Origin of the sequence: Nitrobacter sp. JJSN (genome assembly GCF_051912485.1) — a bacterium.
GTDB lineage: Bacteria > Pseudomonadota > Alphaproteobacteria > Rhizobiales > Xanthobacteraceae > Nitrobacter.
In genome coordinates this window covers 2,131,449-2,144,942 of sequence record NZ_CP196822.1, presented here as the reverse complement: position 1 = coordinate 2,144,942, position 13,494 = coordinate 2,131,449, and the positions used below count along the sequence as shown (strand labels likewise).

Below are 13,494 nucleotides of genomic sequence, written 5' to 3'. Positions count from 1 at the left end.
CGGTTTCCACTTTTCGGGATCATGCTTTAACCCTTCTCGTTCGTTCGCATCGCGCCCTCGAACTTATCGCTGAATTCGGCAAGCTCGTCTGCATTGAGATCGCTCACCGCCCAGAAGTTGAGACCGTGGCCACGCCAGCGGCGGATGTTGAAGCCTTGCACATCCTCGGTGCGCGCGGCGCTATGCGTAGCGTTCGGCGTTTGTGCGACGAAGAGATTGATGACATGCGCGCGCCGCTTATAGACGACCGCGCCGATGGCCCGTCCATCGATATAATCGAGCCGTCCACCGATCAGCGTGAAGCCGAGTGCCGTCAGGTCGATCACCGGTGGCGATACATCGATCCGCCCGTTGAACCAAGGTTTGACCGTGTGCTGGTCTGTCGAGAGCACGTCGGTGAGATGCCCCGCCTGCAGCGATCGCAAATGCGCTGATACGACCTCAGAGGCGATACGCTGCTCGTCGTCGCTGCGCAGCACGATTGCGACGATACCGGTCGCAGCCATTGCCGAGACCGCCGAGCCCATGGCGAAACCCGCAAGCACCGAGCGGCGGCTGGTGCCGCGCGACTGTGGTATTGCCGCTTCGATCCGTTGGCGCAGGTGCGTTGGTGCAGTGAAGCGCACATCCGTCGTCGCAATAGCTGCCTTCATGTCGCGATAGGTCTTGAGTGCGGCTGCGCAACGCGCGCAGGTGGCAATATGGTTTTCGACCTCGCGCGCATGTCCGGCATCGAGTTCGCCGTCGATCAGCGCGTGCAGAAGGATGTCTGCTTCGTCGCAGGTCATTGGGGTGGCTCCTCTTCCGCAAGCCAAGCCGACCGCAGCATGGCGCGCGCCCGCGCGAGTCGTGACATGACGGTGCCGACCGGCGCACCGACGGTCTCGGCGATCTCGCGATAGGACAGGTTCTGGATTTCGCGCAGGACGAACGTCTCGCGGAATGGTTCGGCAAGCGTTGCGATCATCCGCCGGATCGTATTGGCATCGCGCTTTTGCAATGTCTGTGTTTCCGGCGTGTCCTGTGTCTCCTGCCACAGCGGCGCGGCGGCCTCGGCGCTTTCGGGCAGGTCATCGATCGTCGTTGAGGTCGACCTCGCGCGGCGGGCAAATTCAGCATGGCAGACATTGCGCAGGATCGCGAGCAGCCACGGTTTCATTGCCGGCCCGCGATAGCTGTCGAAGTGCTTCAGCGCGCGCAGATAGCATTCCTGCACGGCATCCTCGGCGTCGGCGGGATCGCGCAGCAGATAACGCGCGACGGTGTAGATGTCGTCGAGATAAGGCAGCGCGGCTTCGCGAAAGCGTTGCGCTGTTGCCTGATCGTCTCTGGATGAACCAAACAGCATCGTGGTGTTCGCATCCGGGCATACCCGGGCGGCCTGAAACCGCTGCCCGGGCACGGAAGTGATGCCTTGCTTTTGGCCGTTACTCAACCCGGATCATCCCCACCATGTGCGGATGCAGCGAGCAAAAATACTTGTAGTCGCCGGCGCTGGTGAAGGTGAACGAGTATTGGTCGTCGGTATCCAATGCCTTGGAGCGGAATTTACCTGCCGAGACGACCGTATGCGGAATGTCGTCACGGTTGGTCCACGTCACTGTGGTTCCGACCTTCACAGTCAATTGCGCCGGCTCGAAGGTGAAGTTGTCGATCATCACCGACATCTCCTCGCAATGGGCAACGGTCATTTGCGATGCCATCACGGCAACCACGGCGAGCCGGATCGCGCCTGTGCGCAAGTTCAGAAACATCATGATTCAAAGTCCTTTAGCCTTGCAGCGGCGTATCGATGATGGCGAGGCGCTCCTCGCCGGGTTTGAAGACGATGCTGGCGATGCCGAGCAGGCTGCGCAATTTGTCGTCGGCGACCTTCATCGGCCCGGGGGAGGGTGCGGTGCCCGGCGCGGGTTGCGGAAAGGCGGTCGAGCGCGCGGTGTGGAAGGTGACGTTGCCTTCGACCTTCTGCATCACCTGGTGGATGTGGCCGTTGAGCACAGTCACCGAACCGAAACCCTTGAGCAGGTCGAGCGCCCGCGCGCCATCCTCGGTGCCCCAGCCCCAGGTCGGATAAACGCTCCATAGCGGAATATGCGCGAACACCACGATCGGCTGCGAATTCGAGCGGCCTTTTAGGTCATCCGCGAGCCACGCCAGTTGCTCAGCGCCGAGATTGCCGAGACCGCCGGCCTTGAGATCGACGACATTGACGAGGCCGATAAAGTGCACGCCGTTGGCGTCGAAGGAATACCAGCCCGCGCCCTTGGTGCCGCGTCCATAGCGCTCGCGATACAGCTTGATTTCTTCATCGATAAAATCGTGCTCGCCCGGCACGTAGTGCACGTCGAGACGTGATTGGGAGATGATACGCTCGGCATCGTCGAATTCCGATGCTTTCGATAAATGCGTGATATCGCCGGTATGGATCATGAAGGATGGCTTCACCGGCAGCGCTTTTATCTTGCCTATCGCCTCCTCGAGCGTGGCAAGCGCGTGAGGATTGGCGGCCTTGTCGAAGCCGACGTGGCTGTCGCTGATCTGAAGGAAGGTGAGGGCGGATACGGATGCTTCCGCGGCCTGTGCCGATCCGACAAGGCCGAGGGATCGCGGTACGCCGCCGGCAATGGTCCAGAGGACACCCGTGCCGGCCCATGTCATGCATTCCAGCACCTTGCGGCGGCTGACGCCGTCGCCGCTGTGATTGTGGTCGTGGCTCATGAGAGGTCTCCATTCCCGTCATTGGGTATGCAGACCTGATCGGGGAATGTGCGGATTTATTCCCGCGCGTTTTGAGGGCACCAAAGACCTGGTTTGTCTGGGGTTTCGTCGCGCGTCGGGCGCGATGACGAAGCCGTTACCGGCGATCCTCGATCGCCATGGCTGCGCTTTTGCGGCGATTATATTGGGCCGTTCATCGCGTCATGGTAGACAGAGAACGTCAGTCTCGGCCAACCCGGAACCTCGCATGCCCATCGTCAACCGCGTCGCCGACCTGCAACCCGATATCGCTGGCTGGCGCCGGAATATCCACGAACATCCTGAGTTGCAGTACGACGTGCACCGCACCGCGGCGTTCGTGGCGGACCGCTTGCGGGAGTTTGGCTGTGACGAGATCGCGACCGGGCTCGGCAGGACCGGTGTCGTCGGCGTTATCAGGGGCAGGAGGCCGGCCAGCGACGGCACGGTCAAGGTAATCGGCCTGCGTGCCGATATGGATGCGCTGCCGATTCAAGAGCAAACCAACTTGCCTTACGCCTCGAAGACGCCCGGCAAGATGCATGCCTGCGGCCACGACGGCCACACCGCAATGCTGCTCGGCGCCGCGCGCTACCTGGCGGAGACGCGGAATTTCGCTGGCGAGGCTGTCGTGATCTTCCAGCCAGCGGAAGAGGGCGGTGCCGGTGCTGCGGCGATGCTCAAGGACGGTTTGATGGACCGTTTCAGGATCGATCAGGTCTACGGCATGCACAACGTCCCCGGCGTCCGGCTCGGCTCCTTTGCCATCCGGCCGGGTCCGATCATGGCGGCGACCGACGCTGTCGATTTCAGGATCGAGGGCCGCGGCGGCCACGCCGCGCGGCCGCATCTCTGCGTCGATTCGGTGCTGGCCGGCTCGCAGCTTGTCGTTGCCCTGCAATCGATCGTGTCTCGCAACGTCGACCCGCTGGAATCCGCCGTGATCTCGGTATGCGAGTTCCACGCCGGCAACACCCGCAACGTCATGCCGCAGACCATCGAACTGCACGGAACCGTCCGCACCCTGAAGGCCGACGTGCGCGACTTGGTGGAGACACGGATTCGCGAGGTTGCTGCGGGCGTGGCGCAGATCACTGGAACCCGCATCGATGTCAAATTCGGGCGCGGCTATCCGGTCACGGTCAATCACGCCGCGCAGACCGAAACCGCGATCAGGATCGCGAAGGAGATCGCCGGCGACAACAATGTGCACGACACGCCGCCGATGATGGGCGCGGAGGATTTCTCCTACATGCTGGAAGCCCGGCCCGGCGCTTTCATTTTCGTCGGCAATGGCGACAGCGCGGACCTGCATCATCCCGCCTACAACTTCAACGACGACGCCATCGTCTATGGCACCTCGTACTGGATCAGGCTGGTCGAGAACACGCTATCGGCCTGAGATCACGCGGTTGTAGTGCGAGGAACATAGCTCCTCACGTCGCGTTAGGAAGCGGGAATTCCCCCTTTCAACCACGTGAGGCTACGATGACAGCTGCGAAAGAGAAGGATCTTCACGACCTGTTCCTTGATCAACTCAAGGACATCTACTTTGCCGAAAAGCAGATCCTCAAGGCTCTGCCCAAGATGGCGAAGGCGGCAACATCCGACAAATTGCGGGCGGCTTTCGAAAAACACCATGACGAGACCGAAGGCCAGATCGAACGTCTGGAACAAGTCTTCGAGCTGCTCGACAAACCGGCCAAGGGCAAGACATGCGATGCCATCCTCGGCCTTCTGGATGAAGGCAAGGAGGTCATGGACGAATACAAGGGCACTGAGGCGCTGGACGCGGGCCTTCTCGCGGCGGCGCAAGCAGTGGAACATTACGAAATGGCGCGCTACGGAACCATGAAGGCGTGGGCGGTCAAGCTTGGGATGAAGGATGCCGTCAAGTTGATCGATGAAACGCTTCAGCAGGAGCGCAAGACCGACAAGGATCTGACGGCGCTCGCGGAGGCTGCTGTCAATTCTGAGGCATTGGCGGCTTAAATGCTTTTGTTAGGCTATCATCGGTGGCGCTTGCCGCCGGTGGTGGTCGGTCTGGTCATTTACGCGGCCTTGTCGCGGTGCAGTTGCGTCGCGGCAGTTTTCAGATCGTCGATAAAGCGTTCATATTCGCGGGCTCTGGCGTCCTCGTCCGGCAGCCGCAGCAGATAGGACGGGTGCACCGTCACCAGTGCCTTACGTCCGTCGCCTATGTCGATCAGCCGTCCGCGGGTTTTATTGATTGGCGTGATCTTACCGAACACGCTTTGTGCCGCAGTTGCGCCCATCGCCACCACCAGCTCCGGATTGATCGTGGCAAGTTCCCGCTCGTACCATTGGCGGCACGCCCTGATTTCCGGCGTGTTCGGCTTCTGGTGCAGCCTGATCTTGCCGCGCGGCACGAACTTGAAGTGCTTCACGGCATTGGTAACGTAAACCTTCTTGCGGTCGATTCCGGCCTCCTTGAGTGCGCGGTCAAGCATCTGTCCCGCCGGGCCGACGAACGGTTTCCCCGCGAGGTCTTCCTTGTCGCCGGGCTGCTCGCCGACCAGCATGACCTGTACGTGCGCCGGGCCCTCGCCAAACACGGTCTGGGTCGCATCCTTCCAGAGATGACAGGCGCGGCATCCGGCGGCTTCTTCGCGGAGGCTTGAGAGGCTGTCGTGGGATGAGGACTTGCGAGCCATCGGCTGCTCCCGCTGCTGCGGTTTCCTGGGCGCTGTGGCCTCGGCCGCGATCATCTCGCGCGAAGCGCGGCTCGCGTTCGCGACCAGGGATTTAATCAACGAAGCCTCGGGCAAGTTCCGCCAATATTTCTTCGGCATTTCGGTCTGCATCGCCTTCACCTTGAGGCGGGCCGGATTGAAGATGCGGGCGTAATAGCTGCGCCAGACGTCTTCGAGGCGATCTTCGGTCGGCGCCTCGTCGCGGCCGGTGCCAGGCGTGAACGACAGCCGGTGACCGTCCCAATGCGCACAGATATAGGGCGTCAGAATCGACCAGTTCATGTCCGCGAAACGCCGCATGAAGAACGGGGCGGCGAGTTCGACGATATGATGTTCAGGTTCGAACCAGGCCACGAAATGCGTGTCCCGTTCACGGCCGATCTCGCGAAACCGCACGAAAGCGTGCATCTTGTGTTCGTCGCGACGGACCGCCCTGACCATGTCCGTTACCCTGACGACATCCGGGTCGGTGGCGATATCGAGCAGATCGTGATTCATGCGTAGTCGCCACAGCAGGCGATAGAGCAGGGCAAATCGCTCGGGATCGCGATGCAGGATCGCCGTCTGCGCGAGTTCGATGAACTGCGCCGGCACGTTGAAGGTGAGGTCATGTGGTCCGTCGGGCAGAACCGCGGCGGCGGGTGCGAACAGGTCCGGCTCGTTGCCAGACGCGCGCCAGACCACATCGCGCGGGGCGATATCGTGGAGCGCGAGCGCGCGGGCGGCGCTGCGCCAACCGTCGAAATCGGTTTCGCTGTCGAGGATGATATGGCGGGTCAAAATCCGAACCCCAGTTGCATGGCTTCCGGCTTCAATTGGTCTGCCAGCGTCATGCTCTCCAAGATATTTGGCGACGGCCGATGGTCGGCAAGAACGATGAAGGGTAGCGCCTTGTTTCGGGGGACGTGCAGGCGCGAAAGGTCGGCGGCGCGGATCGAGGTGTAACGTCGCGCGGAGAGAATGCGGTCCACGGCTTTGGTTCAAAAACCCGGCACCCGCAACAGCTCTTCCCGGCTGGCGCGGTTGATGTCGAGCGGAAAGCGGTCGCGGTGGCGCAGCGCCCAGGCGAGTTTCGGATCGATGTCGAGGGGCAGCATCGGGTTCATGGCATCCACGATTTCGCCGACATCAAAACCATAGAAACGCATCAGCCAGTCGGCCTGATACAGTCGATGCTCGCGCATCAGCGGCGGGGCGCTCAGGGGCAGGGCGCGGCTTGCATCGGGAATCGGGCTGAAGGCGGAGTAATAGATGCGCTTCAGGCTATAGGAGCCGTAGAGGTTGGCGCTTGTGCCCAGAATCGTCTGATCCGATGCGGCATCGGCGCCGACGATCATCTGCGTCGTCTGGCCGGCCGGTGCGAATCGTGGCGCTTTTGTGCGCGACGTGGCTTCGGCTTTTTTGGCTTCGCTCGCTTCATCAAGCCTGAGGCGCAATCGCCCCATGGTGCGGCGGATGGCGCGGACATCCTTCTCGGGCGCGAACTTCGCGAGACTGTCTTCCTCCGGCATCTCGATGTTGATTGAGAGGCGATCGGCATATTTGCCGGCCTCCGTGATCAAGGCATCATCCGCCTCGGGAATGGTCTTGAGATGGATGTAGCCGCGAAAGCGATGCTCCTCGCGTAGTTTGCGCGCGACAGCGACCACCTGCTCCATGGTGTAATCGGCGCTGCGGATGATGCCCGAAGAGAGAAACAGCCCCTCGATGTAGTTCCGGCGATAGAAGTCGATGGTCAGCTTGACCACTTCGTCAATGGTGAAGCGGGCGCGCGGCACGTTCGACGACGCACGGTTGACGCAATAGAGGCAGTCGTAGTTGCAGGCATTGGTCAGCAGCACCTTCAGCAGTGAAATGCAGCGCCCGTCCGGCGCATAGGAATGGCAGATGCCCATGCCGGGAGCGGTTGAGCCCAGACCCTTGCCGTCGCGGCTGTCCCGCAGCTCCGTGCCGCTGGAGGCGCAGGAAGCGTCGTATTTTGCGGCGTCGGCCAGGATTTCCAGCTTGCGTTGCAGCTCCATTGCTGTCCAATTCTTTGATTTCAAAACAAAAACGAGGTTTGTGATCTCGGCGAAAACCTCGCCGGAAAGTCCCGGTTGACTCTTGGCTAGTGTCGGCATCTATTAGAACATATAGTGAACATTCAGGCTTGTCATTGGTTCTGATGTCTGGGTTCTGATGTCACGAACGGATTTTTGATCATGGCTGAACCCGGAAGCAGCGCAGGGAGGCTTGCGCGCCTGCGTGACCGCATCGCGCGGATCGAGACCGATCACGGCGTCGGAATGCCGGGCCGGGCGGCGCTCGGTCATGGCGAGGCGGATGGGGTGCTACAGGGCGGGCTTGCGCGCGGCGCCGTGCATGAGGTGTTCGCGGAGGGGCGGCACAGCGCGGCGGCGACAGGGTTCATCGCAGGCCTCGCGCAGCGTGTCGGCAAGGATCGGCCGCTGCTCTGGGTGCGGCAGGATTTTGTCGCGCGAGAAACCGGTGCGCTGTCGATGCGCGGATGGCGCGAGCTCGGTCTCGATCCTTGGCTTTTGGTAACGGTCCATGCACCGGATGTGGAGAGCGCGTTGCGGACAGCGGCCGATGCGCTGGCCTGCGATGCGCTTGGCGCTGTGGTGATGGAAATCTGGGGCGAGACGCGTCTGCTCGATCTCGTCGCCAGCCGCAGGCTGACGCTGGCGGCGCGCGCCTCCGGCGTCACCGGGCTGCTGCTGCGGGTGGCGGCAAACCCGCTGCCTTCGACGGCGGAGACACGGTGGATCGTGCGCCCGGCGCGCTCGCCGCCAGGCGCGGCATGGCAGGCATGGGGCGCCCCCGTACTCGAAACACGGCTTGTCCGTAATCGTCATGGCCAGACCGGCCAATGGATCATGGAGTGGAAGTGTGATGAGTGCCTCTTCCGTGACGTCCCGTTCCATGGCTCGGAGACGCATCCTCAGCCTGTGGCTGCCGCGACTACCGACCGATCGTATCCGACGCAAGTCGTTCCGCTTCGGCGAGTTGGCTGAAGCATGTGACTCACAATCTGGCGCGGCAAAGACAAAGGGAAAGTCGCCTCGCATCGTCGTTGTCAAACAAAACAACGCGCTAGTCATCTCCGCGCTGGATGACGCGGCTGCGCGCTTCGGCCTCACGGTTGGCTTGCCGCTGACCAATGCTCGCGCGATCTGTCCCGACCTCGACGTGTTTGATGCCGACGACGCGGCGGATGCAAAAACCCTGAACGGCATCGCCGACTGGTGCGACCGCTTCACGCCGCTGGTAGCGCTCGATCAGCCGCACGGTCTGCTGCTCGACATCACCGGCTGCGCGCATTTGTTTGGCGGCGAGGCCGCGCTGATGAACGCGCTGTGCGGCGCGCTGACGCGGCAAGGCTTTGCTGTCAGCGCGGCGATTGCCGGCACACCGGCCTGCGCGCGGGCGCTGACGCGCCATGCCCATGGCCGGATTGTTGCGCCCGGCGAGGAGCTAGAGGCCGTCGCGTCGCTGCCCGTGTTCACGCTCAGCGCAGATGATGCGATCACGCGCGGGCTGCGCCGCGCCGGGCTGAAAACCATCGGAGATGTCGCCGCGCGCGGCCGCCACGAGATCGCCGCGCGTTTCGGCGCGGCTTTCATCGCACTTCTGGAGCAGGCGCTGGGGCAGGGCGATGCGCCGATCAGCCCACGCAAGCCGCCGCCGGATTTTATCGTCGAGAAGCGGTTCGCCGAGCCAATCGCCACTGACGGCGTGATCGCGATGACGCTGGCGAGCCTCGCGCGAACACTCATCGCCGCAATGGAAAAACAGGGCAAGGGCGCGCGGCGGCTGGAATCGAGTTTTTTCCGCACCGACGGCGCGGTGCGCGTCATCGCTGTCGAGGCTGGTCGTCCGGTCACGCGCGGCGAGATTGTCGACCGGCTGTTTCGCGAACGGCTCGATGCGCTGGCCGATCCGCTCGATCCCGGCTTCGGCTTCGATCTGGTGCGGCTGTCCGCCGTACGAACCGAGTCCGTGGTGCAGGAGCAGCGCGACCTCGACACGCATGTCCGGGACAATGACGAGGTGGCGGCGCTGATCGACCGCATTGCCGCCCGCATCGGCAGTCATCGCGTCGTCGTGCACCTGCCGCAGGATACCCATATTCCCGAACGCGCGGTGCTCTCATTGCCGGCGCAGCAGCATCTTGTGGCGGCGATGCTCGCCGAATGGTCTGCTCGTACCGAGGGCGAGCCACCGCTGCGGCCGTTGCGCATGTTTGCACGGCCGGAACCGATCGAGGTGACGATGGCTGAGGTGCCCGACAAGCCGCCACATCATTTCACCTGGCGGCGCGCCACCCATACGGTGGTGCGGGCCGAAGGTCCCGAACGGATCGCGATGGAGTGGTGGCGAACGCAGGAGACGAGGCAGACGCGGGATTACTTTCGCGTCGAGGACGAAACCGGGTTGCGGTTCTGGCTCTATCGCGACGGCCTCTATGGCGAAGTGGTCGATGAGAAGGACATCGGCACTCAGCCGAAATGGTTCGTGCACGGACTGTTCGCATGAAGCATCCGCGCGACATTCCGGCCTATGCCGAAATCGGCATCGCGACCAATTTCTCGTTTCTGTACGGCGGGTCGCATCCGCAGGACTACGTGCATCAGGCGAGCGAGCTGCGGCTGCCGGTCATCGGTATCGCTGATCGCAACACGCTGGCGGGCGTGGTGCGCGCTTATGCAGAGCTGGAAAATCCCAAGGTTCGTTACAAGCCGCGACTGCTGATTGGATCGCGGCTCGTGTTCATCGATGGAACGCCGGATATCCTTGTCTATCCTCGCGACCGTGACGCCTATGGCCGGCTGTGCCGATTGCTGACGCGCGGCAAGCGGACGGCGGAGAAAGGCGAATGTCATCTGAAACTGGACGACCTGCTGGAATTTTCGGAAGGACAGCTTCTCGTGCTGACCGCGCCGCATCGCTTAGAAGCGACGAAAGTTCTGAAGGTGCTGGACCGGTTGCGGCAGAGTCGCGCGGGCGGTGTCTGGCTCGCGGCAAGCCTGCTCTATCGCGGCGACGACCGGCGCCGTTTGCTGCGATTGCAGCGGATCGCGGTCGCCGCTCGCGTGCCGCTGCTTGCGATCAACGAGGTGCTGTATCACCATCCGGCGCGCCGTCCCCTGCAGGATGTGCTCACCTGCATCCGTGAAAAGACCACGATCGATGCCGTGGGTCGAAAACTCGAAGCCAACGCCGAGCGGCACCTGAAGCCTGCACACGAGATGGTGCGGCTATTTTGTGATATCCCCGAAGCGATCTCTGAGACGATGACGTTCGCATCGCGCATCGCATTCACCCTCGATCAGCTTCAATATCAGTATCCCGACGAGCCGGTGCCGCCTGGCAAGACGGCGCAGCGTCATCTCGAGGATCTGACCTGGGCGGGTGTCTCAAAATATTTCCCGGAAGGGCCGGACGAAAAGCTGCGCGCCGTGCTGCGAAAGGAACTCGACCTGATCGCTGAACTCAAATACGCGCATTATTTTCTCACGGTGCATGACATCGTGCACTGGGCCCGCAGCCAGAACATCCTGTGCCAGGGCCGAGGCTCGGCGGCGAATTCGGCCGTGTGCTATGTGCTCGGCATCACCGCGGTCAATCCGGCTGAGACCGATCTGCTGTTCGAACGCTTCATCTCCAAGGAACGGCTGGAGCCGCCCGATATCGACGTCGATTTCGAGCATTCGCGCCGCGAGGAGGTGATGCAGTATGTCTATCGCCGCTACGGCCGTCATCGCGCCGCGATCATCGCCACCGTCATTCACTATCGGCCGCGAAGCGCCATTCGCGACGTCGGCAAGGCGCTGGGTCTGACCGAGGATGTCACGGCGGCGCTTGCCGATACGGTGTGGGGAAGCTGGGGCAATGATGTCAGCGACATGCAGATCAGGCAGGCGGGGTTCGATCCGCAGAATCCCATGGTGCGCCGCGCCGTCGAACTTGCCACCGAGCTGATCGGCTTTCCGCGCCATCTGTCACAGCATGTCGGCGGTTATGTGCTGACCCAGGATCGCCTCGACACCTATGTGCCGATCGGCAATGCCGCGATGGACGACCGCACCTTTATCGAGTGGGATAAGGACGACGTCGACGCCATGCGGATGATGAAGGTCGACGTGCTCGCGTTGGGCATGCTCACCTGCATCCGGAAATGCTTTGACCTCATCGCAGAGCACAAGGGCAAGCGCTACGAACTGGCGGACATCAAGTCGAGGGACGACGACGAAGTCTATCAAATGTTGCAGCGAGGGGAATCCCTCGGCGTGTTCCAGGTCGAAAGCCGGGCACAGATGAATATGCTGCCGCGGCTGAAGCCGCGCACGTTTTACGATCTCGTCATCGAAGTCGCTATCGTCCGTCCCGGGCCGATCCAGGGCGATATGGTGCACCCCTATCTGAAGCGGCGAGCCATGAAGCCGGAGGATATCGACTATCCCTATCCCAAGGGCGGCGACAAAAATGAACTGCGCAACGTGCTGCACAAGACGCTCGGCGTGCCGTTGTTTCAGGAGCAGGCGATGCGGATCGCCATCGAGGCCGCGAAATTCACCTCTGAGGAGGCCAACGGCCTGCGTCGTGCCATGGCGACGTTCCGCAACGTGGGAACCATTGGAACCTTTCAGGAGAAGATGGTCAACAGCATGATCGCGCGCGGCTACGATCCGGTGTTCGCGAAAAACTGTTTCGAGCAGATCAAGGGGTTCGGCTCCTACGGTTTCCCCGAAAGCCACGCGGCGAGCTTTGCACAGCTTGTCTATGTCTCGTCATGGTTGAAGCATTTCCATCCCGACGCATTTTGCTGCGGGTTGTTGAATTCGCAGCCGATGGGTTTTTACGCGCCGGCGCAGATCGTCGGCGATGCCCGCAAGAACGGCGTCGAGGTGCGTCCGATCGATGTGTCGTTCAGCGATTCCCAGAACACGCTGGAAGAGCGTGCGGGTGCGCATCACGCGGTGCGGCTCGGCTTTCGCCAGATCGACGGATTCAAGTGGATTGATAAGGATGAGGAGTATTTGAAACGAGACAAGATTCGGCGTCGTGACGCTGCGATAGGGCATGGCGCACTCCCTCTCTCCGCACTAACTTTTCAACCGTCATTCCGGAATGCGCCTCTTGGCGCAGACCCGGAATCCATACTCCCGACAGTGATTATGGATTCCGAGATCGCGCCCCGGAATGACGAATTAGACGACTGGGGCGAGCGGATCGTCGTCGCGCGGCGGCACCGCTCTTTCACCTCCATTGAGGATTTTGCCCGTGTCACGAAACTGCCGAAGCGCGCGCTGATCCTGCTGGCCGATGCCGATGCCTTTCGCTCGCTCGGGCTCGACCGCCGCGCGGCGCTGTGGGCGGTACGCCGCCTGCCGGACGACGTGCCGCTGCCATTGTTCGAAAGCGCCACCGCTCGCGAGCTCCCGGACGAACATGCCGCGCCGCTGCCCGTGATGCCGCTGCCGGAGCAGGTGGTTGCCGACTACCAGACCATCCGGTTGTCGCTGAAGGGGCACCCGATGGAATTCCTGCGCGCGATGTTCACTCGCGAGCGCGTGGTGAGTTGCTCCGAGGTTTGCCATGCCAATGACAAACGCCGTGTCAAATGCGCGGGTGTGGTGCTGGTGCGGCAGCGGCCGGGCAGTGCCAAGGGTGTCGTCTTCATGACGCTGGAAGACGAGACCGGTATCGCTAATGTCGTGGTGTGGCCGAAGGTCATGGAGCGCTACCGCAAGGAGGTGATGGGCGCTCGGCTGATCGAGGTAGAGGGCACTATCCAGAGCAGCCCGGAGCAGGTCGTGCATCTTGTCGCAAGCAAGCTGACCGATCGCTCCACTGAGCTGATGCATCTGGCGAACGACGCGCTCGTGTCCAGGCATCCGCTGCCGTCGCCGGCTGCACCGGCCGAACCGCTCAATGATGACCGCCGCGATCATCCCGACAATCCGGCGCAACGAATTCGTCATCCGCGCAATGTGCGTATCCTGCCGCGCTCGCGGGATTTTCATTGAGTGCTTCATTGACT

10 protein-coding genes and 1 pseudogene are annotated in these 13,494 nt (G+C 62.2%); 5 read left to right on the top strand and 6 right to left on the bottom strand.

The features are described 5' to 3' along the window. Positions 1-26: 26 nt before the first annotated feature. The 4 genes from ACSZOQ_RS10700 to ACSZOQ_RS10685 form a co-directional block, all read right to left on the bottom strand. A complete protein-coding gene (locus tag ACSZOQ_RS10700) occupies positions 27-788 on the bottom strand; it encodes an anti-sigma factor family protein (protein WP_439922521.1) in 762 nt (253 codons plus the stop codon). After that, a complete protein-coding gene (locus ACSZOQ_RS10695) occupies positions 785-1,348 on the bottom strand; it encodes a sigma-70 family RNA polymerase sigma factor (protein WP_439926013.1) in 564 nt (187 codons plus the stop codon). The genes ACSZOQ_RS10700 and ACSZOQ_RS10695 overlap by 4 nt, the downstream gene beginning before the upstream one ends. Positions 1,349-1,427: 79 nt before the next feature. Beyond that, positions 1,428-1,703 carry a cupredoxin domain-containing protein gene (locus ACSZOQ_RS10690; protein ID WP_439926011.1) on the bottom strand — a complete coding sequence of 92 codons (276 nt, stop codon included), beginning with the start codon at positions 1,701-1,703 and terminating at the stop codon, positions 1,428-1,430. A 67-nt stretch (positions 1,704-1,770) separates the two neighbouring features. After that, on the bottom strand, positions 1,771-2,718 hold the full coding sequence (locus ACSZOQ_RS10685) for a metallophosphoesterase family protein (RefSeq protein ID WP_439922520.1): 948 nt from the start codon (positions 2,716-2,718) through the stop codon (positions 1,771-1,773). 247 nt (positions 2,719-2,965) lie between these two features. Here ACSZOQ_RS10685 and ACSZOQ_RS10680 point away from each other — a divergent pair, with 247 nt between their 5' ends. Both ACSZOQ_RS10680 and ACSZOQ_RS10675 read left to right on the top strand, forming a co-directional pair. Continuing rightward, positions 2,966-4,138 carry a M20 aminoacylase family protein gene (locus tag ACSZOQ_RS10680; RefSeq protein ID WP_439922519.1) on the top strand — a complete coding sequence of 391 codons (1,173 nt, stop codon included), beginning with the start codon at positions 2,966-2,968 and terminating at the stop codon, positions 4,136-4,138. 86 nt (positions 4,139-4,224) lie between these two features. After that, positions 4,225-4,728 carry a YciE/YciF ferroxidase family protein gene (locus ACSZOQ_RS10675; RefSeq protein WP_439922518.1) on the top strand — a complete coding sequence of 168 codons (504 nt, stop codon included), beginning with the start codon at positions 4,225-4,227 and terminating at the stop codon, positions 4,726-4,728. A 59-nt stretch (positions 4,729-4,787) separates the two neighbouring features. On the opposite strand, the gene ACSZOQ_RS10670 is transcribed toward ACSZOQ_RS10675, so the two are convergent. Together ACSZOQ_RS10670 and ACSZOQ_RS10665 are read right to left on the bottom strand one after the other, a co-directional pair. Next, positions 4,788-6,230: a UdgX family uracil-DNA binding protein gene (locus tag ACSZOQ_RS10670; protein ID WP_439922517.1), complete on the bottom strand. Its 1,443-nt coding sequence runs from the start codon at positions 6,228-6,230 to the stop codon at positions 4,788-4,790. Next, positions 6,227-7,471, bottom strand: a pseudogene (locus tag ACSZOQ_RS10665) (putative DNA modification/repair radical SAM protein). Before ACSZOQ_RS10665 ends, ACSZOQ_RS10670 begins: the two are co-directional and overlap by 4 nt. A gap of 180 nt (positions 7,472-7,651) precedes the next feature. On the opposite strand from ACSZOQ_RS10665, the gene ACSZOQ_RS10660 reads away from it, so the two are divergent. Genes ACSZOQ_RS10660 through ACSZOQ_RS10650 form a run of 3 tightly spaced genes read left to right on the top strand, consistent with a single transcriptional unit; the run spans position 7,652 to position 13,480 of the window. Further along, positions 7,652-8,464, top strand: a complete 813-nt coding sequence (locus ACSZOQ_RS10660; RefSeq protein WP_439922516.1) for an ImuA family protein — start codon at positions 7,652-7,654, stop codon at positions 8,462-8,464. Continuing rightward, positions 8,373-9,986, top strand: a complete 1,614-nt coding sequence (locus tag ACSZOQ_RS10655; protein WP_439922515.1) for a Y-family DNA polymerase — start codon at positions 8,373-8,375, stop codon at positions 9,984-9,986. Before ACSZOQ_RS10660 ends, ACSZOQ_RS10655 begins: the two co-directional genes overlap by 92 nt. Beyond that, positions 9,983-13,480, top strand: coding sequence for an error-prone DNA polymerase (locus tag ACSZOQ_RS10650; RefSeq protein ID WP_439922514.1), 3,498 nt, complete (start codon positions 9,983-9,985; stop codon positions 13,478-13,480). Before ACSZOQ_RS10655 ends, ACSZOQ_RS10650 begins: the two co-directional genes overlap by 4 nt. The last annotated feature ends 14 nt before the right edge of the window (positions 13,481-13,494 follow it).

What these genes read in the sequence shown, in the direction of transcription:
- ACSZOQ_RS10675 (WP_439922518.1), top strand. Translation starts at nt 4,225, where the DNA reads ATGACAGCTGCGAAAGAGAAGGATCTTCACGACCTGTTCCTTGATCAA.
- ACSZOQ_RS10685 (WP_439922520.1), bottom strand. Translation starts at nt 2,718, where the DNA reads ATGAGCCACGACCACAATCACAGCGGCGACGGCGTCAGCCGCCGCAAG.
- ACSZOQ_RS10700 (WP_439922521.1), bottom strand. Translation starts at nt 788, where the DNA reads ATGACCTGCGACGAAGCAGACATCCTTCTGCACGCGCTGATCGACGGC.
- ACSZOQ_RS10660 (WP_439922516.1), top strand. Translation starts at nt 7,652, where the DNA reads ATGGCTGAACCCGGAAGCAGCGCAGGGAGGCTTGCGCGCCTGCGTGAC.
- ACSZOQ_RS10690 (WP_439926011.1), bottom strand. Translation starts at nt 1,703, where the DNA reads ATGGCATCGCAAATGACCGTTGCCCATTGCGAGGAGATGTCGGTGATG.
- ACSZOQ_RS10655 (WP_439922515.1), top strand. Translation starts at nt 8,373, where the DNA reads ATGGCTCGGAGACGCATCCTCAGCCTGTGGCTGCCGCGACTACCGACC.
- ACSZOQ_RS10680 (WP_439922519.1), top strand. Translation starts at nt 2,966, where the DNA reads ATGCCCATCGTCAACCGCGTCGCCGACCTGCAACCCGATATCGCTGGC.
- ACSZOQ_RS10650 (WP_439922514.1), top strand. Translation starts at nt 9,983, where the DNA reads ATGAAGCATCCGCGCGACATTCCGGCCTATGCCGAAATCGGCATCGCG.
- ACSZOQ_RS10695 (WP_439926013.1), bottom strand. Translation starts at nt 1,348, where the DNA reads ATGCTGTTTGGTTCATCCAGAGACGATCAGGCAACAGCGCAACGCTTT.